Origin of the sequence: Acinetobacter sp. V104_13, assembly GCF_031798995.1 — a bacterium.
Classification (GTDB): Bacteria; Pseudomonadota; Gammaproteobacteria; order Pseudomonadales; family Moraxellaceae; genus Acinetobacter; species Acinetobacter pittii.
This window is the reverse complement of sequence record NZ_JAVQNP010000010.1, coordinates 18195-37274: the sequence shown is the minus strand read 5'-3', so window position 1 is coordinate 37274 and position 19080 is coordinate 18195. Positions and strand designations below refer to the sequence as shown.

At 38.0% G+C, this 19080-nt stretch carries 19 protein-coding genes; 12 read left to right on the top strand and 7 right to left on the bottom strand.

The features are described from left to right. Positions 1–11: 11 nt before the first annotated feature. The 8 genes from RMB06_RS01925 to RMB06_RS01890 all read left to right on the top strand — a co-directional run bounded on the left by RMB06_RS01925 (position 12) and on the right by RMB06_RS01890 (position 7414). On the top strand, positions 12–947 hold the full coding sequence (locus RMB06_RS01925) for an ABC transporter ATP-binding protein (protein WP_002118101.1): 936 nt from the start codon (positions 12–14) through the stop codon (positions 945–947). Next, positions 944–1717, top strand: coding sequence for an ABC transporter permease (locus tag RMB06_RS01920; RefSeq protein ID WP_002118099.1), 774 nt, complete (start codon positions 944–946; stop codon positions 1715–1717). Before RMB06_RS01925 ends, RMB06_RS01920 begins: the two co-directional genes overlap by 4 nt. After that, positions 1714–2526 (top strand): NADPH-dependent 7-cyano-7-deazaguanine reductase QueF, encoded by an 813-nt coding sequence (gene queF / locus RMB06_RS01915; RefSeq protein ID WP_068563352.1) that lies wholly within the window; start codon positions 1714–1716, stop codon positions 2524–2526. Before RMB06_RS01920 ends, queF begins: the two co-directional genes overlap by 4 nt. 23 nt (positions 2527–2549) lie before the next feature. Next, positions 2550–3200: a hypothetical protein gene (locus tag RMB06_RS01910; protein ID WP_002118229.1), complete on the top strand. Its 651-nt coding sequence runs from the start codon at positions 2550–2552 to the stop codon at positions 3198–3200. A gap of 126 nt (positions 3201–3326) precedes the next feature. After that, on the top strand, positions 3327–4469 hold the full coding sequence (rodA, locus tag RMB06_RS01905) for a rod shape-determining protein RodA (RefSeq protein ID WP_017386541.1): 1143 nt from the start codon (positions 3327–3329) through the stop codon (positions 4467–4469). Positions 4470–4488: 19 nt separating this feature from the next. After that, positions 4489–5490, top strand: coding sequence for a lytic murein transglycosylase B (gene mltB / locus RMB06_RS01900; protein WP_311078014.1), 1002 nt, complete (start codon positions 4489–4491; stop codon positions 5488–5490). 289 nt (positions 5491–5779) lie between these two features. Then, positions 5780–6391, top strand: coding sequence for a septal ring lytic transglycosylase RlpA family protein (locus RMB06_RS01895; RefSeq protein ID WP_002118141.1), 612 nt, complete (start codon positions 5780–5782; stop codon positions 6389–6391). Between the two features lie 573 nt (positions 6392–6964). Further along, complete coding sequence (locus tag RMB06_RS01890) at positions 6965–7414, top strand: DUF962 domain-containing protein (protein WP_002118194.1); 450 nt, start codon at positions 6965–6967, stop codon at positions 7412–7414. Between the two features lie 43 nt (positions 7415–7457). Here RMB06_RS01890 and RMB06_RS01885 read toward each other — a convergent pair whose 3' ends face one another. The 6 genes from RMB06_RS01885 to rpsB all read right to left on the bottom strand — a co-directional run bounded on the left by RMB06_RS01885 (position 7458) and on the right by rpsB (position 11828). Further along, entirely contained in the window at positions 7458–7775 is a 318-nt protein-coding gene (locus RMB06_RS01885; protein WP_017386543.1) for an AzlD domain-containing protein, read from the bottom strand. Between the two features lies 1 nt (position 7776). Continuing rightward, the gene (locus tag RMB06_RS01880; RefSeq protein ID WP_032055420.1) at positions 7777–8493 is read right to left on the bottom strand and encodes an AzlC family ABC transporter permease; all 717 of its coding nucleotides are present in this window, start codon (positions 8491–8493) and stop codon (positions 7777–7779) included. 88 nt (positions 8494–8581) lie between these two features. Next, entirely contained in the window at positions 8582–9406 is an 825-nt protein-coding gene (locus RMB06_RS01875) for an AraC family transcriptional regulator (RefSeq protein ID WP_311078010.1), read from the bottom strand. 105 nt (positions 9407–9511) lie between these two features. Then, positions 9512–9997 (bottom strand): DUF3465 domain-containing protein, encoded by a 486-nt coding sequence (locus RMB06_RS01870; RefSeq protein ID WP_206218118.1) that lies wholly within the window; start codon positions 9995–9997, stop codon positions 9512–9514. 65 nt (positions 9998–10062) lie between these two features. Next, the gene (tsf, locus tag RMB06_RS01865) at positions 10063–10938 is read right to left on the bottom strand and encodes a translation elongation factor Ts (protein WP_002118238.1); all 876 of its coding nucleotides are present in this window, start codon (positions 10936–10938) and stop codon (positions 10063–10065) included. Positions 10939–11075: 137 nt separating this feature from the next. Next, complete coding sequence (gene rpsB, locus RMB06_RS01860) at positions 11076–11828, bottom strand: 30S ribosomal protein S2 (protein ID WP_002118204.1); 753 nt, start codon at positions 11826–11828, stop codon at positions 11076–11078. A gap of 210 nt (positions 11829–12038) precedes the next feature. Between rpsB and map the strand changes: the two genes are divergently transcribed. The 4 genes from map to RMB06_RS01840 all read left to right on the top strand — a co-directional run bounded on the left by map (position 12039) and on the right by RMB06_RS01840 (position 17276). After that, complete coding sequence (map, locus tag RMB06_RS01855) at positions 12039–12863, top strand: type I methionyl aminopeptidase (protein WP_046811653.1); 825 nt, start codon at positions 12039–12041, stop codon at positions 12861–12863. 206 nt (positions 12864–13069) lie between these two features. Further along, positions 13070–14140 carry an OmpW family protein gene (locus RMB06_RS01850; protein ID WP_068613553.1) on the top strand — a complete coding sequence of 357 codons (1071 nt, stop codon included), beginning with the start codon at positions 13070–13072 and terminating at the stop codon, positions 14138–14140. Between the two features lie 404 nt (positions 14141–14544). Continuing rightward, positions 14545–15891 carry an MFS transporter gene (locus RMB06_RS01845; RefSeq protein WP_005068199.1) on the top strand — a complete coding sequence of 449 codons (1347 nt, stop codon included), beginning with the start codon at positions 14545–14547 and terminating at the stop codon, positions 15889–15891. A gap of 170 nt (positions 15892–16061) precedes the next feature. Then, on the top strand, positions 16062–17276 hold the full coding sequence (locus RMB06_RS01840) for an MFS transporter (protein WP_311078005.1): 1215 nt from the start codon (positions 16062–16064) through the stop codon (positions 17274–17276). Between the two features lie 243 nt (positions 17277–17519). Here the strand turns inward: RMB06_RS01840 and sthA are convergent, their stop codons facing one another. After that, complete coding sequence (gene sthA / locus RMB06_RS01835; RefSeq protein WP_002118117.1) at positions 17520–18932, bottom strand: Si-specific NAD(P)(+) transhydrogenase; 1413 nt, start codon at positions 18930–18932, stop codon at positions 17520–17522. Positions 18933–19080 lie beyond the last annotated feature (148 nt).

The window sequence follows — 19080 nt, the reverse complement described above, 5'->3', positions numbered from 1 at the left end:
GTGAGAATTTCATGACTGATGCTTTGGTTTTAAGAGATTTGTCCAAAACATATCGTAATGGTTTTCAGGCGTTAAAAGGTATTAACCTCACTGTGCCTGAAGGTGAATTTTATGCGTTGTTAGGCCCAAATGGTGCCGGCAAATCAACAACCATTGGTATTATCAGTTCCCTCACGAAAAAAACCGAAGGAACAGTTGAGATTTTTGGACACAATCTCGACACTCATCCATCCTTAGCAAAACAACAACTTGGCGTTGTCCCTCAAGAATTTAACTTTGGACAGTTTGAAAAAGCGTTCGATATTTTAGTCACCCAAGCTGGCTATTACGGCATTCATAAAAAGATTGCAGAAAAACGTGCCGAACATTATTTAGAAAAGCTAGGCCTCTGGGAAAAACGTAATATACAAGCACGCATGTTATCTGGTGGTATGAAACGCCGCCTTATGATTGCACGTGCCATGATGCATGAACCTAAACTTCTTATTTTAGATGAGCCTACTGCGGGTGTTGATATTGAATTACGCCGCTCTATGTGGGATTTTCTAACCGAAATGAACGAAAGCGGTACTTCTATTATTTTGACTACACATTATCTCGAAGAAGCAGAAATGTTGTGTCGTCAAATTGCTATCATTGACCGCGGTGTCATTAAAGAAGACACCAGCATGAAAAGTTTCTTAAACCAGCTGAGTGAAGAATCTTTTATTTTTGATTTGGCAGAACCTATTGCCCCACTCCAATTAAATATTATTGGTGTGAAGTTCAACTTAATTGATAGCAGCACTTTAGAAGTGACGATGGATAAGGCCCATACATTAAATGACTTATTCCAACTTTTAGAATCACAAGGTATTCGTGTTCGTAGTATGCGAAACAAATCGAACCGTCTAGAAGAACTATTCGTCAAAATGGTTGAGAAAAATCTTGAAGGAGAGGCAAAATGAATTTTAGCCAACTGCAAATTGCCCTCTGGACTCTAGTTCGTAAAGAAGTACGCCGATTTCTACGTATTTGGCCACAAACCTTATTACCACCTGCGATCACGATGAGTTTGTACTTTGTCATTTTTGGTAATTTGGTTGGTTCGCGCATTGGACAAATGGGCGGCGTGAGCTACATGCAGTTTATCGTACCCGGCCTCATCATGATGGCGGTTATTACCAATAGTTATGCTAACGTATCTTCAAGTTTCTTTAGTGTGAAATTCCAAAAGAGCATTGAAGAACTGATTATGAGTCCTGTGCCACTACATATTATTTTGTGGGGCTATGTCATTGGTGGTATTTGCCGTGGTGTATTGGTCGGAGCAATTGTGACAACAATGAGCATGTTCTTTACAGACCTTTTTATACATAACTGGTTTGTGACTATATATACAGTCTTAATTACATCTGTTTTATTTTCCTTAGGCGGCTTCATTAATGCAGTCTATGCAAAATCATTTGATGATATTTCTATTATTCCAACTTTTGTCCTTACACCTTTAACCTATTTAGGTGGTGTGTTCTATGCCATTAGTGCACTTGGCCCTTTTTGGCAAAAACTTTCTTTAATTAATCCTATTGTGTATATGGTTAACGCTTTCCGTTTCGGCATTTTAGGTCATAGTGACGTGAACGTTACGTTTTCTTTAATCATTGTGACATTGTGCTGTGCTGTACTTTACGGAATTGCTTACTATTTACTTGCTCGTGGTTCAGGAATGCGTGAATGAGTGTCGAACAGTCTTTATTGGGTAAAGAAACTCAATATCCAACTAACTATCAACCTGATGTTTTATTTCCAATTGCTCGTGCTCAGTCTCGTGAAGCCTACTCGCATATTGAAGGTATTACACAAGGTAAAGATTGGTGGCATGTTTTTGAAATTTCATGGTTAAACGCTCATGCTATCCCGCAAGTTGCTATTGGCAGAATTACACTGCCAGCTTCTTCACCAAATTTGATTGAATCAAAGTCATTAAAACTTTACTTTAATAGCCTTAACTTCACTCAGTTTGACTCTAAACAGTCATTTATTGAAACAGTTGAAAAAGATCTATCTGCTGCTGCAGGTGCAAAAGTTGAGTTAACGTTATTTCAAGTAGATGATTTAGAGATTTCTAAGCCTCAAGGCATTTGTATTGATGACTTAGATCCAGAGCGTTTAGAGCAACATCCTGATGCAACTCTTTTAAAACGAGATGTGTCTGATGAAGAAGTCGAAATTGAACTGTATTCTCATCTTTTAAGAAGTAACTGCCCAGTCACGGGACAACCGGATTGGGGTACAGTTTTTATCCGTTTTAAGGGCAAAAAACCTTGTTATCGTAGTGTTTTAGCTTATATTATCTCGTACCGTCAGCATAACGGCTTTCACGAACAGTGTGTCGAGCAGATTTTTGCTGATATTTGGCAAAATTTGCAGCCTGAAAAGCTGATGGTTTATGCAACTTATACTCGTCGCGGCGGACTTGATATTAACCCTTGCCGAGTATCGGATCTTTCATGGATGCCAAAACCGATTCGATTGGCACGACAATAAAACGAATAATTTGAGGATACACCATGCCGTTTTTTGGTTTTACCCCTTCTGAAGGCTTATTGAACGATATACAAACTGGAATTGCGAACAAAAATTCTAGTGAGCCTTTATATCCACTTCGCGATAAGATTGCTTTACAACTTAATGAAGAGATTATTGATAATGTCTTAATTCAGTTAGTTCAGCACTTCCCTGCAAGTGAAAAGCGCGATACTGCCGAAAAACTCGCAGGCTATGTCAAATCAACAGTCGCTGTTCTTTTAAAACAATTGTTAAGCAAAGCGCCAAACGATGTTGTTAAACAGTCAGTAGAGTTCTCTGAAAAAAGCTTATTTAAAGATCCACAAGGTCAATATAAAGTAGGTGTAACTCTAGATCCTAGCTTAGTCACTAATCTTCAGCATAACTTCACTGAGCTTAAGGCGGGTAACGATATCAATAAAGCTGCATTGGCTGAACTGTATAAACAGTTTGGAGATGCTATGGTTAAACATTTTATGTCTGATTTTAATAAGACATTAGACCTTGGCATGATCAAGCGTAAAGCAGCTGATATTGGTGCGGCAGCTGTAACAAAAGCAGTCCATATTGCAATCGACAAACTCATCCCTAGCTTAAATCGCACTGAACTAAAAGCGATGGCTGAATATCACGAAAGTCTATTCTTTAACTAATAAGAAATAGCCTATCGGAAACCTAGCGAGAGCTAGGTTTTTTTATTGCAAAATATTGATATACATTGCCATTAATCAGGTTTATGTTAGCATGCGCCAAGCACTGATTGACCTAGTTAACGCCGCATGTCTCCTAGCCCACAATATAAGTTTTTACGCCAAGCTCCTCGAGATGGTCTTAGCACCGCTATGCAACCATCAAGGTGGCAACAACTCCACATTGACCCGTGGTTATGTCTATTTTTGCTGTTAAATGCGCTATTAGGCTTAACGGTACTATATAGTGCTTCGGCACAGGATGTAGGTCTGGTTAGTAAGCAAGCCATGAGTTTTGGTATTGGCTTTTTAGTGATGTTTGGTCTAGCCCAAATTCCGCCTAAGGTCTATCAAGCGTTTTCCCCCTACTTTTATTTGTTTGGCCTATTTTCGCTTGTGGCAGTTATGGTATTCGGTGAAGTCCGAATGGGTGCTCAGCGCTGGATTGATATTCCGGGTTTCGGAAGTGTCCAACCCAGTGAGTTCATGAAAATTGGCATGCCGATGATGATTGCATGGTTTTTAGCACGAAAACCTCTTCCCCCTAGTTTTTCACAAGTTATTTTATCATTAATGTTAATTGGTATTCCCTTTTTACTAATTGCAGAACAACCTGATTTAGGGACATCACTTTTAGTATTAGCAAGCGGTATATTTGTCTTATTTTTAAGTGGACTATCATGGCGAATGATTGGTGCAGCTGCCGCATGTGCAGCAATCGTAATTCCAATTGCGTGGGAATTTCTTTTACACGACTATCAACGCCAAAGGGTTTTAACTTTACTTGACCCCGAGGCAGACGCACTCGGTACGGGTTGGAATATTATTCAATCTAAAACTGCAATTGGTTCTGGTGGTTTTTCAGGTAAAGGCTTCCTTGAAGGTACCCAATCACATTTACACTTTTTACCCGAAGGACATACTGACTTTATTATTGCTGCATATTCCGAAGAATTTGGACTCATCGGTGTACTTATTTTAGTAATTCTTTATTTTGCCATTATTTTTAGAACATTCCAGATCGGTTTACAAAGCTTCCATAACTATGGACGTTTAGTTGCTGGCGCCTTTGGTTTGTCTTTTTTTGTTTATGTATTTGTAAATGCGGGAATGGTCAGTGGTATTTTACCTGTAGTAGGTGTTCCTTTACCTTTTATGAGTTATGGCGGAACAGCTATTATTACTTTAATGGCCACCTTTGGTTTAGTCATGTCCATTCATACACATCGATAATCTGGAATTTTAAAACGATATGTTGTCTCAACACTTAAATAAAACTTTAAAAATGCTCGCTTTGTGTACTGGCTTAATCAGTACAAGTCATTTCGCTCAGGCCAACGATTTTGCAACACATCCTGATTATTTGAATTTTAAACAAAAAACGATGAATACTTATGGCTTAAGTAGCGATCAAGTCGATGCAGCCATGAGTGGCGCAAAAAATTTACCAAACATTCTAAATATTATGACTCGTCCGGGTGAAAGTAAGCCTTGGTATGATTATCGCTCTATGTTCTTGGTTGAAGGCACAATTCAACGTGGTGTCCGTTTTAAAAATCAATATGCAGATGCGTTAAATCGTGCAGAACAACAATATGGCGTATCTCAAGCTGTCATTTTAGGTATTTTGGGTGTTGAAACAGGTTATGGTGCAAATAAAGGTTCTTTTATTACACGTGATGCTTTAGCTACGCTTGCTTTTGGCTACCCTCGCCGTGCTGAATATTTTGGTGATGAGCTAGCTGCTCTTATTGCATGGACTTATAAAGAAGGCTACCCAACAAATAGTATTGTTGGTTCCTATGCAGGTGCGATTGGCTATCCACAATTTATGCCAAGCAATATTAGTAAATATGGAGTGGATTATGATGGTAATGGACATATCGACTTAAGAAACTCAGCAGAAGATGCCATTGGATCAATTGCAAACTACTTAGCAAAACAAGGTTGGCAACGCGATCAACCGATCGGGTTTATGGCTCGTTACACTGGGTCAAATCCAGAAAGTATTGTTGCTAAAGATTTAACGCAACCTTTCCCATATGGTGCATTAAAGACACTCGGTATTTCTCCATTGAATCCTGTAGTTAAAATTGATGATCTCGATATGGTGAATGTTATTCAATTACAAGACTATAATGGACCAATTTACTATTTAACTTACCCGAATTTTCAAGTGATTACGACTTATAATAAGAGCCGTATGTACGCTACTGCTGTATGGTTATTAGGCACCGAAGTAGCTAGCCGATAGGCTAGCTTTTTTATACTTTATGTAAAAGTCAATAAATATTTTTGTTAAATAGATCACAATATATACATTTTTAATAACTTGTTACATTGTTGATTATTTTTTAACCTAAAACTGTAAGTTTTTGCCCTTTTTGTAAAGATTTCTCGTTAAAGACTAGACACTCTCCGTAACCGATGAATATTATCCACCCCAATATAGCAATTGCAAAAGTGAATAATAAGGCATGTTCACTTTAAATTTCAGTCAATAGCTGAAAGAAAAAAGTACATGTTCTCAGGAGTTTATACAAATGCAGTTATCGCTGAAATACGTTCTTGCACTGACGGCTAGTTTAAGTATGGCCCCACTGCACGCTGAAATGGTGCAGTCATCATCATTAAACAGTGATGTAGATGGTCCCAATCTAGCAGCACGTGTATTGAGTAAAGATACTCAAAACTTTAATTCTCGTTTTTCTAACATTAACAGTCTTTCAATCACTGAACGTTCTGGCGATCAAATCCGTCGTCAAGCTATCGCAGCAAAAATTGAAATCCCTGAAGATGAGCCTTCAGTGATTGAAAAACTTAACACAGTAGCTTCAAACACTGTTCGTAAGTTTAGCCAAACTGGTATGGCGTCTTGGTATGGCCGCCAATTCCATGGTCGTAAAACTGCAAGTGGTGAAACATTCGACATGAATGCTTTAACTGCTGCTCACCGTAGCCTACCGTTGAACTGTTACATTCGAGTAACGAATAAAGACAATGGTAAAAGTGTGGTTGTAAAAGTAAATGACCGTGGTCCTTTCCATGGCAACCGTGTACTTGACCTATCATACGGTGCAGCTAAACGTCTTGGTATTACCAATGCTGGTACAGCTAAAGTAAATATTGAGCGTGTTGATGGCCCAACTTCATAAGTTATAGCCTCTCGAGTTCATGTAAAAAGCCGCAATTTTTTCTGCGGCTTTTTTATATTTTAAGTTATCAAAATAATTCCTAACGTAAAGTTAAAAAATCCTCTTTTTTTGACCCTTATCCAGCTCTGAATTTGAATATTTTTTAAACAAAAAACTATGTTTATTTAATACCAGTTAATTTTACGTCTAATTTGCGTTTAGAGCGTCTTTTTTAAATTTGCGCTACCCTAGTACCATTTCCCCAAAATAAAGGCTATTTATGGCGTTTTTAGAGTAGATGAGTAGAGCTTTTTCATACAATTTTCCCATCAATCTCAAAATTACGCTTTTTTAGATGATTTCATCATCTAGCAACACAGAAAAAATATTATGAAAAATCGCCCCATTCTTGTGGTCGAATTGTCCACCTTGTCAATTACACTCGCATTATTTTTTCATTTGCCCTTTCTTAGTTTTTTTAATACAACGCTCCCTATAGTTGAATAGTGTTAGTTTCTTGTCGAGATCCTCAAGAACAGGCTAAAATATACTCACAAAAAATAAATCAAAGTTAAAACAAGGAGTGTGCTACTAATGAAATCCATTACTGAATGGTTTGATGAATATAGCGAAAGTCATCAAAATCCAACCAATAAACAAATTCACTGGCTTTGCGTTCCCGCCATTTTATTTTCTATTATTGGAATCATTGCACATTTCAGCACATTGCTTACTGCTTTATTACTTGTGTTGACCTTAGTATTTTATGCACGTTTAGATCTTGTACTTGCTGTGGCAATGGCTGCTTTACTTGTTGTTATGGCATGGCTCATTTATACCCTACCTGTAGGAGTCGGGTTTTATATCGCTATTTTTGTGATTGCTTGGGTTGGACAATTTTATGGACATAAAGTGGAAGGCAAAAAGCCCTCGTTCTTTAAAGATTTACAATTTTTACTCATTGGACCAGTTTGGTGTATGGATGCTTATCTCTCAAAAATCTTACCAAAATGGAAAAGCAGACAAAAACAAGCTCTTGCTTAAAGATGAATTTAAAGCTGAATCCTTTCGATTCAGCTTTTGCATGTTAGTAATTTATTAGAAAATTTATAAAATAAAAAAATCCTAAACTTGCTATCACACTTAAAAGAACTTTTTTTAGGTACATAGCAATCACAATACAAAAAATTGCTGCATAAATATAAGGATTATTTATCACGCCTCTTAAATGATTACCATCGAAAAAAATAACTGGAATACAAATTGCAGTTAACAAACAAGGTGCAGAATAGTTAAGCATCTTATTCAGAATAAGCGGCAGTTTAATTTTTACGTGAGGTTCTAAAAAATAATAGCGATTAAAAAAGACGATTGCTGCCAAGCCTAAAATCATAAACCAAGACATATTATTGCTCCTTACCTATTTCTTCAGTTAAAACAGCAATCAACATTCCCATCAATCCTGAAAGTAAAATCGCACCCTCAATTTGATAAAATTTAAATAAAAACCCACTTAAACAAGTTGTTAGCACCCCAGCTATGACCGAAAATCCTTTACATAACGGCACAATCATAGCAATAAAAATAGCAACGATCGAAAAATCCAAATGGTAATTTAAAAGATCAGGTATCACTGTCGCCAGCAGTATTCCCACCAAACTAAAAGCAACCCAAAATAAATAAAAACATAGTCCAGCTCCCAACAGATATTCCGAACTTCTTTTTTCAAATGGAGCACTCACCGCAAACAATTCATCTGTTAATAAAAAACCTAAACTCAATCGTTTAGGTAGAGACAAGATAGAAATGTCATTTCTTAAAGTTAATGCATAAATAAAATGCTGAGCCGTTAAAAAGAAAATAGTCAAATAAATTGTAAAAACAGAAGCACCTTCCATAGCCATGCTTAAACTAACCAACTGAGCAGCTCCAGCAAAGACGAGCCCAGACATTGCTAGTGCTTTATAGAAAGATAATCCTGCATGAATTGCCATAGATCCCGCTAAGATTGCCCACGGAATAACAGAAATTGATAAGGGCAAAATATCCATTGCGCCACGTAAAAATAAATAGGATGGCTTATTTTTTGAAAACCCAACTGGCTGATTAAGCTGAATATTCATATATAAAATCCAATATAAGAAACATCTCTATACCATGCTTGATGAGTGCCGACTTATATTGGATAAAATTGCTTTAAAACTAATTTATTTATATATTCAAACTTGCTACATATTGAGTGGGTGTGACGCCCATTGCTTTTTTAAAGTGACGGTTAAAATGGCTTTGGTCAGAAAAGCCACATTGTTGTGCCACCATGGCAATTTGGTCCCCCTGTTTTAATAACTGTCTTGCTTTTTGTAAACGTGCTTGTACAAGCCAAGCGTGAGGTGGCAGACCTACATATTTTTTAAATTGTCTTAAGAAATGCCAAGCGCTCAAGCCGACCATGTCAGCCAAGTCTTGTAAAGAAAAGTTTGTTTCAGGCATTTCTACGAGCAATTCTTTAACTCTTAATATTTTTGAATATGCTTCTGGTAACTCACAAAAAGTATGATTTGATTTACCATGTCTCTTCATAAGACAAGCTAACGTTGTTAAATACATCGTTTCTTTGAGTAGGAAATTATCTTTTTGTTCTAATAAATCAAAAAGTAAGCAAAGCTGTTGAGCCAAACCTAGGTCGCGAATCACGGCTTGAGGAAACCATGGTGCTCCATGTGGATTTTCAAAAAAAACTTGGCTAACTTCTGCTAACATTTCAGGTGTTGGATAGATCGCTCGATAACGCCACCCTGATTCAACAGCTGATGAACCAGTATGGATCTCGTCAGCATTGACTAGAATAATATCGCCTTTAGGAGCTACATGTAGCTGTCCCGTCCTAAAAAAAGACTGTGCTCCCTCTTCAATCACACCAATACAGTACCCTTCATGAGTATGCTTTGAAAACTGTGTTTGGTGATAATGTGCTTTTAATAACTCTAAACCGCCCAACTCTCGCACATGCAGATAATCGGCTTGCTCCCGCTGCATAAATACGTCTCATCTATTCAATAAAAAAACCATAGCATGTTTTAATAAACTGAATAGAACAAAATTGCTCTATGAAAATAATCTGATTAAACGTTCACGTGAGCTTTATTGATAGATCTGTCCGTCATGTTTAAGCCAACCACTTTCATGACGACCTTGTGGATCGTGATGAGTCCAATGTAGTACACCACCTTTTGGGTTGTATTCATATTCGCCATAAAACTCAACGATGTCACCTTTATTTAGATTAGAAATTTTAGGTGCCAAATCGATATTATGTGCAACCAAAATTGAAAGACCATTTTTTAATACTAGAATGAATTTCTGGTGCCTTGACCCATCATTATCATCTCTTAAAATTGCTTTGACTCGACCACTTCCCTGCACTTGAACATTACTTTGTCTCTGCTCATAAGCAGCTTTTACAGTGTCCACCCCATTATTTGAAAGTGTAGTTTCATTACGCTGAGCTGCGGGTATAGTTGATGATGGTGATTGACTTTGCTTATGCCCAGATAAATCTAGACCAAAATACGCAGCAATCAATAAAATAATCACACCAGCAATACTGAGATTTTTTTTATTTGTCATTGTATACCCTTATTTTAACTGAGATAAAAAAAGCCCCAATGGGGCTTTTTTTATTGTGATACGAATTACTTCGCAGCAGCTTGAGCAGCAGCAACTTCTTCAGCGAAGCTAAGTTCTGCTTTCTTCTCAATACCTTCACCAACTTCGAAACGTACGAATTCAGCAACAGTAGTACCAGTTGCTTTTAATACATCAGCAACTTTCTTGTCGTTGTCGATTACATACATTTGACGATCAAGAGCAACTTCGTTCAAGTATTTATCAACTGAACCAGTTACCATTTTCTCAACGATGTTAGCTGGCTTACCAGATTCTAACGCTTTCGCTTCAGCAATTTCTTTTTCTTTAGCGATAAGGTCAGCAGGAACAGCTTCAGCATTTACAGCTACTGGGTTGAATGCAGCAACGTGCATTGCAATACCTTTACCAGTATCAGCATCACCAGTATAAGAAACTACAACACCGATTTTTAAACCGTGTTTGTAGATAGCCAAGTTTTCGCCTTCAACGATTTTCGCGCGACGAACTTGGATGTTTTCACCGATTTTTTGAACAAGTGCAATACGAGCTTCTTCAACTGATTGACCGTCTGCTAATTTTAATTCAGCGATTTTAGCAGCATCAGTTTCACCAGCAGCTAAAGCAGCAGTAGCAACAGCTTTAGAGAAGTTAGAGAAGTTTTCGTCTTTAGCAACGAAGTCAGTTTGACAGTTAACTTCAACTAAAATTGCTTTGTTGCCTTCTTGAACGATTGTGATTGCACCGTCAGCAGCAATGTTACCAGCTTTTTTAGCAGCTTTAGCTTGACCAGATTTACGAAGGTTATCAATAGCAAGCTCGATGTCACCGTTCGCTTCTGTTAATGCTTTTTTGCATTCCATCATTGCAAGACCAGTACGGTCACGTAATTCTTTTACCATGCTTGCAGTAATTGCAGTCATGTTGATCTCCTAAAATCGGTAGAAAATAAATCTTTTCAACAAAAACGGCCCAAAGAAACTCTGGGCCGTTTGCACTCTCGACGCTTAATTTGCCACCATTACATGTCGCAAAAATGACAAGCCTGCGTCAAAACGCATTAAGCCTCAGAAGCGTCTTTCGCAGCGTCATCGCCTTTTGCTTGAGCGTTCGCTTGAGATTGAGCGTATTCTTTACCAGCAAGAATTGCGTCAGCCATAGCTGAAGCATATAGAGTTACTGCACGGATCGCATCGTCGTTACCAGGAATAACGTAATCAACGTTGTCTGGGTTAGAGTTTGTATCAACGATACCGATAACAGGAATACCTAAGTTCTTCGCTTCTTTGATTGCAATCGCTTCGTGATCAACGTCGATTACAAATAATGCGTCAGGTAAACCACCCATGTTTTTAACGCCGCCTAAAGAGCGCTCAAGTTTTTCCATCTCACGAGCACGTTCTAAAGCTTCACGTTTAGTAAGCTTAGCAAAAGTACCATCTTGAGATTGAGTTTGAAGATCTTTTAAACGGTTGATAGATTGGCGAAGTGTTTTCCAGTTCGTCAACATACCACCTAACCAACGGTGATCTACATATGGTTGACCAGCGCGTTGAGCTTGTTCACGGATGATGTTAGAAGCAGCACGTTTTGTACCAACGAACAAAACTTTGTTCTTTTTGCTTGCTAATTGGTTAGCGAAGTTCAAAGCATCATTTAACGCAGGAACAGTGTGCTCAAGGTTGATGATGTGAATTTTGTTGCGCGCGCCAAAAATGTATTGACGCATTTTTGGGTTCCAGAAACGAGTTTGGTGACCAAAGTGCGCACCTGCTTGAAGAAGGTCGCGCATGCTTACGTTGTAATCTGCCATTTTCTTTACCTTAAAAGTTGGGTTAGGCCTCCATATATCCGCATTCTCCACCTTTTTACGGGCACCCAGAGTAATGTGACGATATATGTGCGGATTTTTTACTCCATCTATCAAAATTGTTCGTAAAAGATATTCACGAAAAGCATTTGATAAAATGGGCGGCTATTTATACCATAGACACTTGTAAATTACCAAAAGTTTTTAGAGATCATGAACAGTACTTATACAGCTCCACGTCGATTAATCAAAACTCCAGATGAAATTGAAAAAATGCGCATTGCAGGACGACTGGCGGCTGAAGTTCTAGAGATGATCAAGCCCCATATTAAGGCAGGTGTAAGTACACTTGAACTTGATACCATTTGTCGTAATCACATTGAAAATGTGCAGCATGCTATTCCTGCATGTGTAGGCTATGGTGGAGCTCCTGGGCGCCCTGCTTTTCAACACTCTATTTGTACTTCGGTTAACCATGTTGTCTGTCATGGTATTCCCTCTGAAAATAAAATTTTAAAAAATGGTGACATCCTTAATATTGACGTTACTGTCATTAAAGATGGTTATCACGGCGATACCAACATGATGTATGTTGTTGGTGGTGAAACTTCTATTTTAGCCAACCGTCTATGCAAAGTTGCTCAAGAAGCGATGTATCGTGGAATGGCAACTGTTAGAGATGGTTCATATTTAGGTGATATCGGCCACGCAATCCAAAAGTATGTCGAATCAGAACGTTTTAGTGTAGTACGTGAATATTGTGGTCACGGTATTGGAACTGTTTTCCATGATGAACCTCAAGTACTCCATTATGGTCAAGCTGGTACAGGTATGCGTCTAGAAGCAGGTATGACTTTTACAATTGAACCAATGGTAAATGCTGGCGTATGGCAAACTAAATTGTTAGGTGACAAATGGACTGTCGTAACCAAAGACCATAAACTTTCAGCTCAGTATGAACATACTATTTTAGTCACCCAAACAGGCATTGAAGTTTTAACTGCTCGTCCTGAAGAAGACTTATCCCGTTTCAACTAATAATTTAAAAATCTTAAATAAAAGGCTACTTTATGTAGCCTTTTATTATTTATTATGTATTTTTTATTAATAAATCTTTCTAAATATAAACAAATATTTCAAAAAAATTACAATTATTAATTTTTAATACACAATCTATTCAATAAAACAAGGTATGGTGGGCTCAATAAAAATCAGTAAACAAATGTCGGACATGGAGTCCTTTTATGATGAAAAAGTCATTATTTTGTATGACAGCTGCCTTTTTTGCTCTGCCAACATTCACTTATGCCGCTTCACCATATTTTAGTTTTAAAGATGGCGATGGCTTCAAACGTTTTTCTGTCTCTGCGGGTCCTTTATATGTCAAACCAACAGGAAAAGCTCAGCCTTTTAGGATTAATACTTCTGTTAAAGAAAATGAGCAATCTAAGGTCGGAGATATTAAAGTAAAAACTATTCAAGACAATATTTCTGATAGTAATAGTAATGTCGTTCTTGAAAAACTCATTGATGTTATTGGTTTAGGTACTGATACTATTCCCGCATGGTTAAGTGGAACAGCTGAAATTCGCGGTTTGAGTCAATGGGAAGCGGAGAATACAGGCTTAGAAGCTGATGATGTAACTACCCTCGGTCTTATGACAAATTACTTTTTTACAGATAATGTCTCATTAGAAGTAAAAGCAGGAATTCCACCTAAAGTCGATCTACAAGGTAAAGGTAAGATTTATGCACCTTTTTCTGCTACTGCAAAACCTGCCGGCGGAATTCTTGGATCAATGGAGCTTGAAAATAATATCTTTATTACCGATCTTGAAGCCCATGGAAGTGCGGCATCAGCTCGAGCTTGGACACCAGCATTTGAATTACAATATCACTTTGGCAAAACTGGCGTAAATAAATTTAGACCGTATGTTGGACTAGGTGTGATGTATGCTTATTTCAGTGAACTGGAAATGAATCCTGAAATTGAAAATGATTTAGTCAGTGCTGGCCATATGATTGTAAATATTAAAGATGGTAAATCGGGTGCTGCTTTAGAAAGAAAAACTAGTTCTGGTGATCCTAAAGTAGACCTTGAAGCATCTGACGCAATTGCGCCCGTAGCAACTTTGGGTTTCACCTATGACTTCAATGACAAATGGTATGCGGTTGGTTCTGTCTCTTACGCTCACTTAAAAACGGATACGACTATTACAGTCAATGATGCCAAATATGGTGAATTAATTAATGCAAAAGCAGATATCGAAATTAATCCCATTTTAGGTTATGCCGGTATTGGTTACCGCTTTTAATTTTTGTATCACCCAAAGCTATAAAAACTTATGCACGTTTTTATAGCTTTCTTTTTTCCAAATTTTGCTTCTTTTTAAATCAAAATGCTAAAAAAATGAGCACTTTTATAAAGCCGATTGAAAAAATCTACCGCCTTCCTCTCTTATGAGCATTTACTGATTTATTTCAATTTTTTAATTAATTTTATTTTTAATAAACTAACTCAATAGAATTAGAAAGTAATTTTTCCTTTTTAGTAAAATTAATTTTTTGGCACAAGCTTTGCTTTATTCATAGCAAGATGAGTCAACGATGATTCAATGAATAAACCAAGACGGCCAACGATGTCCGCTCTGATCGGTCTGCAGATAGGCAATAAATTGCCATGCAAATTAAAATTTCGTTCAGTTCAGAGGGACGGCGTATGTCTTCAAATATCAATCTAGATGCAAAAAAAGCAACTGAAATAAAATTATTTAGCTTTTCTACTCCTGCAATGCGCGCTTTCCACATGACATGGCTCGCATTCTTTGTGTGCTTCTTCGCATGGTTTGCTTGCGCACCATTAATGCCGGTTATTAAAGGTGAGTTCGGCTTAACCAAAGACCAAATTGCCAATATCAATATTGCCGCCGTTGCAATTACGATTTTAGTACGACTCGCTGTCGGCCCACTTTGTGATAAATATGGCCCGAGGATTACCTATACAGCTCTTCTCTTGCTTGGCAGTATTCCTGTATTTGGGGTTGCTGCTGCTAACAGTTATGAGTCTTTTTTATTCTTCCGCTTACTGATTGGTGCAATTGGCGCAAGCTTTGTTATTACGCAATATCATACAAGCGTTATGTTTGCACCTAATGTTGTAGGTACAGCAAATGCGGCAGCAGCTGGTTGGGGTAATGCTGGTGGCGGTGCAACCCAAGCTCTAATGCCTTTATTACTTGGTGCAATTGTCATGTTCGGTGTCGAACAAACTATGGGTTGGCGTGTTGCATTAATCGTACCAGGCGTAATGATGGTCATTGTTGGTATTCTTTATTGGAAACTCACCCAAGACTGTCCTCAAGGAAACTTCAAAGAAGTCCGCGCACAAGGTATTGAAGTTGGCAGTGGTAAAAAAGGTGGCATGGCAATTTTGATGCAAGCTGCTCGTAACTACCGTGTCTGGATTTTATTTGTGGCTTACGGTGCATGTTTCGGTATTGAAATTTTTATCCATAACGTTGCAGCAATGTACTATGTTGATCACTTCAAAATGGATTTAAAAACTGCTGGTTTAACCGCGGGGATATTTGGTCTTCTTGCACTCTTTGCTCGTGCACTTGGCGGTATTATTTCCGATAAAGTCGCACTCAAAAAAGGTTTAGATGGCCGCACTAAAGTACTAGTGCTCATGATTTTAGGTGAAGGCTTATTCTTAATTCTTTTCTCTCAAATGAATGTGGTTGCTCTTGCAATTATTTCCATGACCATTTTTGCCTTATTTACTCACATGGCTTGTGGCGCGACATATGCTCTTGTACCATTTATTGATCGTAATGCATTAGGTGGTGTTGCAGGCATTATTGGCGCGGGTGGTAATGTCGGTGCAGTTGCAGCGGGTTTCTTATTAAAAGGTTTGCTAGATGTTCAAACTTGTCTATTTATTTTAGGTGGTTTGGTTATGGTCGCAGGCTGTAGCGTAATTCTAATTCGCTTCACGACTGAACATAAAGAAAAAGAACAAGTCCTTTTTGAACAAGCATTACTTGAACGTAATTCCGCAGCATAATTTCTACAAGAAGCAGAGATCAAAATGATGTCTGCTTCTTTAATTTTCTTGTCATAAAATACGATCCTTAAGAACTTTTTAATTCTTCTTAAATATTCCCTCCAACTATATCGATATTTTTCGATATATCTTCTACAATAAATCATCATTATTATAATTTTCCATTAATCATGACTAAAACTGGCAACCAATTTTCTCAGCCCCTCATCTATATGCTGATTGGCAGTGCAATTATTTTGGCTCTTTCATTAGGTGTCCGTCATGGTTTCGGTCTCTACCTTGTACCCATGAGCCATGAATTTGGCTGGGGACAGCATGTTTTTAGTCTTGCGATAGCCATGCAGAACCTGATCTGGGGAGCTGTTCAGCCTTTTACCGGTGCAATTGCAGATAAATATGGCAGTAAAGTTGTAGTTGCTGTTGGTGGCTTACTTTATACCCTAGGCCTACTTTTAATGGCTTTTAGTTCAAGTGTACTCATTTTGAATTTAAGCTTAGGTCTTATTATTGGTTTAGCTTTATCAGCAACCTCTTTTACGGTTTTACTGAGTGCAGTAGGCCGAGCTGCCCCTCCAGAAAAAAGAAGTATGGCAATGGGTATTGCCAGTGCAGCAGGCTCTTTTGGTCAGTTTATTATGCTACCTTCCACCCTTCTCTTGCTTAAAACGGTAGGATGGTCGTCAGCTTTAATGGTGAGTGCGCTGTTAATTGCGTTTATCATTCCCCTAGCATGGATGCTAAAAGGACCAAGCAATCAAACGCCAAAAGCAATTGTTCAACCTCAACTCACATTTAAACAAGTACTGAATATTGCTAGAAAACATAAGCCGTTCTGGTGGTTAGCTTTAGGCTTTTTAGTGTGTGGATTTCAGGTGGTCTTTTTAGGTGTTCATCTGCCGGGCTATTTAATCGATCACGGCTTTGATGCAGCTACAGGCACTGTGTTTCTGGCACTAGTTGGACTATTTAATATTGTGGGGACTTATGGTGCTGGTTGGTTAGGAGATCGTTTCTCAAAACCTAAATTATTGATGGCACTTTACGGTAGCCGTGGCATCGCAATCATCGCCTTTTTATTATTACCTCTAAGCACTTATACGGTATATGCTTTTGGCGTCATTATGGGACTTTTATGGCTCTCTACAGTTCCACTTACCAACGGCATCGTGGCAAATATGTTTGGTGTTAAATACCTTTCAATGTTAAGTGGTATTGTGTTTTTCACCCATCAAGTCGGTTCTTTCTTTGGCGGTTGGCTTGGCGGTGTTAACCATGACTTAACAGGTAATTACAATGCGATTTGGCTATGTTCAATAGCTTTGAGTATATTAGGGGTAATCGTACATTTCTTTGTAAATGAGGAGGCTGTTATTCATGACGCATAATGCCTTACTTTTGAAAACAATTATGACTTTGCTCGTGATTACTCTGCTGGCCTGTTCAATCATTTTATGGAAACAAACTCCTGATTTATTTGTATATTTCAATCAAGCATTTTGTGCCCACTAGAGATATAGACAGCCAGACGCATACTGCAAATTGTCATAAAAATATAAAAAACCTATGGTCTAATGAAAATAAAAAAGCCCGCAAGTTTGCGGGCTTTTTTATGAAAAACTTATTTAAAATCAAAACAAACGATTCATACCATTAAGCGCAGCTACACGATATGCTTCTGCCATTGTTGGATAGTTAAACGTTGTTTCAACAAAATATTTCAAGGTATTGTTTGGGCTGTGCATAACTGCTTGCCCAATGTGGATAATTTCGGCAGCGTTATTACCAAAACAGTGAATACCTAAAATTTCCATAGTGTCACGGTGGAAAAGAATTTTTAACTCACCCACTGTATCACCAGTGATTTGTGCACGAGCCAAATGACGGAAAGAAGCTTGACCTACTTCATACGGAATTTTCTCTTCCGTTAGTTCCTGTTCATTTTTACCAATTGATGAGATTTCTGGAATAGTATAAATACCTGTTGGGATATCACGTACTGGCTTCGCATCTTCACCACTCATGTTTGCGCCAGCACAGCGCCCTTGGTCATAAGCAGCAGAAGCAAGTGATGGCCAACCAATCACGTCACCAGCAGCATATATATTTTCAACTTCAGTTTGATATTGATCATTTACTGAAAGTTGACCACGGTTATTTGGTACTAAGCCAACATTTTCAAGACCTAAACCTTCAGTGTTTCCTGAACGACCGTTACACCAAAGAATTGCATCGGCTTTAATCTTTTTACCACTTTGTAAATGTAGTACAACATGGTCATCAAACGTTTCAAGATGATCCATTTGCTCATTGTGACGAATCAATACACCTTGTTCACGTAAGTGATAAGACAATGCATCAGCAATCTCATCATCTAGATAACTTAATAATTTTTGCTGAGTATTGATCAAGTCAACTTTATGATCTAGACCAATAAAGATTGAGGCATATTCACAGCCAATAACACCTGCGCCGTAAATAATGATTTTTTGAATTGAATAATCAAGATCAAGGATTTTGTCCGAATCGAATACGCGAGGATGATCAAAGTCTAAACCTTGCGGATGATAAGGACGACTACCTGTAGCAATCACGATTTGCTTACAGATAATTGTTTCTTTAATGCCTTCATGGCTAAAAACTAAAACTGTATTTTTATCTTGAATATATGCACGGCCGTGGAATACACCGATTTTATTGCGATCGTAAAAACGTGTATGCGTATCAACCTGTTGTTGAATTACTTTGTGTGCATTACGCAAAACCTGTTTCATGGTGAACTGTTTCCATTCACCTACTTTTTGAAACATTGGATCACGCTGATAGCGAATAATACTAGAAACTGTTTGACGTAATGCTTTACTTGGAATGGTACCAACGTGTGCACAGTTACCACCCAGTTGATCACGCACATCTACAATTGCAACACGCTTACCCGCTTTTGCAAGCTTCATTGCCGCGCCTTCACCTGCAGGTCCAGAACCGAGAACTACCGCATCGTATTTAACGAAATTCCCACTAACGACCTCTTTTTTACGTGGCATTGAAAGCTCCTTCCTCACTTGAATGACCATATTTTATAATAAATTATGGCTAATATGCGGTGAATTTATGTATTTCTCAACCCTATATTTCTGAATAACCACATTTATTATATGAATAGTTATTTTCCGCTATTAACTGCAGAAGTTC

Bases quoted from the DNA above. Each gene is read 5' to 3' on its own strand.
- RMB06_RS01840 (WP_311078005.1), top strand. From the start codon at position 16,062: ATGACTAAAACTGGCAACCAATTTTCTCAGCCCCTCATCTATATGCTG.
- tsf (WP_002118238.1), bottom strand. From the start codon at position 10,938: ATGACTGCAATTACTGCAAGCATGGTAAAAGAATTACGTGACCGTACT.
- RMB06_RS01845 (WP_005068199.1), top strand. From the start codon at position 14,545: ATGTCTTCAAATATCAATCTAGATGCAAAAAAAGCAACTGAAATAAAA.
- RMB06_RS01875 (WP_311078010.1), bottom strand. From the start codon at position 9,406: ATGCAGCGGGAGCAAGCCGATTATCTGCATGTGCGAGAGTTGGGCGGT.
- RMB06_RS01895 (WP_002118141.1), top strand. From the start codon at position 5,780: ATGCAGTTATCGCTGAAATACGTTCTTGCACTGACGGCTAGTTTAAGT.
- sthA (WP_002118117.1), bottom strand. From the start codon at position 18,932: ATGCCACGTAAAAAAGAGGTCGTTAGTGGGAATTTCGTTAAATACGAT.
- RMB06_RS01890 (WP_002118194.1), top strand. From the start codon at position 6,965: ATGAAATCCATTACTGAATGGTTTGATGAATATAGCGAAAGTCATCAA.
- RMB06_RS01925 (WP_002118101.1), top strand. From the start codon at position 12: ATGACTGATGCTTTGGTTTTAAGAGATTTGTCCAAAACATATCGTAAT.
- RMB06_RS01880 (WP_032055420.1), bottom strand. From the start codon at position 8,493: ATGAATATTCAGCTTAATCAGCCAGTTGGGTTTTCAAAAAATAAGCCA.
- RMB06_RS01910 (WP_002118229.1), top strand. From the start codon at position 2,550: ATGCCGTTTTTTGGTTTTACCCCTTCTGAAGGCTTATTGAACGATATA.
- queF (WP_068563352.1), top strand. From the start codon at position 1,714: ATGAGTGTCGAACAGTCTTTATTGGGTAAAGAAACTCAATATCCAACT.
- RMB06_RS01920 (WP_002118099.1), top strand. From the start codon at position 944: ATGAATTTTAGCCAACTGCAAATTGCCCTCTGGACTCTAGTTCGTAAA.
- map (WP_046811653.1), top strand. From the start codon at position 12,039: ATGAACAGTACTTATACAGCTCCACGTCGATTAATCAAAACTCCAGAT.
- RMB06_RS01870 (WP_206218118.1), bottom strand. From the start codon at position 9,997: ATGACAAATAAAAAAAATCTCAGTATTGCTGGTGTGATTATTTTATTG.
- RMB06_RS01850 (WP_068613553.1), top strand. From the start codon at position 13,070: ATGATGAAAAAGTCATTATTTTGTATGACAGCTGCCTTTTTTGCTCTG.
- mltB (WP_311078014.1), top strand. From the start codon at position 4,489: ATGTTGTCTCAACACTTAAATAAAACTTTAAAAATGCTCGCTTTGTGT.
- RMB06_RS01885 (WP_017386543.1), bottom strand. From the start codon at position 7,775: ATGTCTTGGTTTATGATTTTAGGCTTGGCAGCAATCGTCTTTTTTAAT.
- rodA (WP_017386541.1), top strand. From the start codon at position 3,327: ATGTCTCCTAGCCCACAATATAAGTTTTTACGCCAAGCTCCTCGAGAT.
- rpsB (WP_002118204.1), bottom strand. From the start codon at position 11,828: ATGGCAGATTACAACGTAAGCATGCGCGACCTTCTTCAAGCAGGTGCG.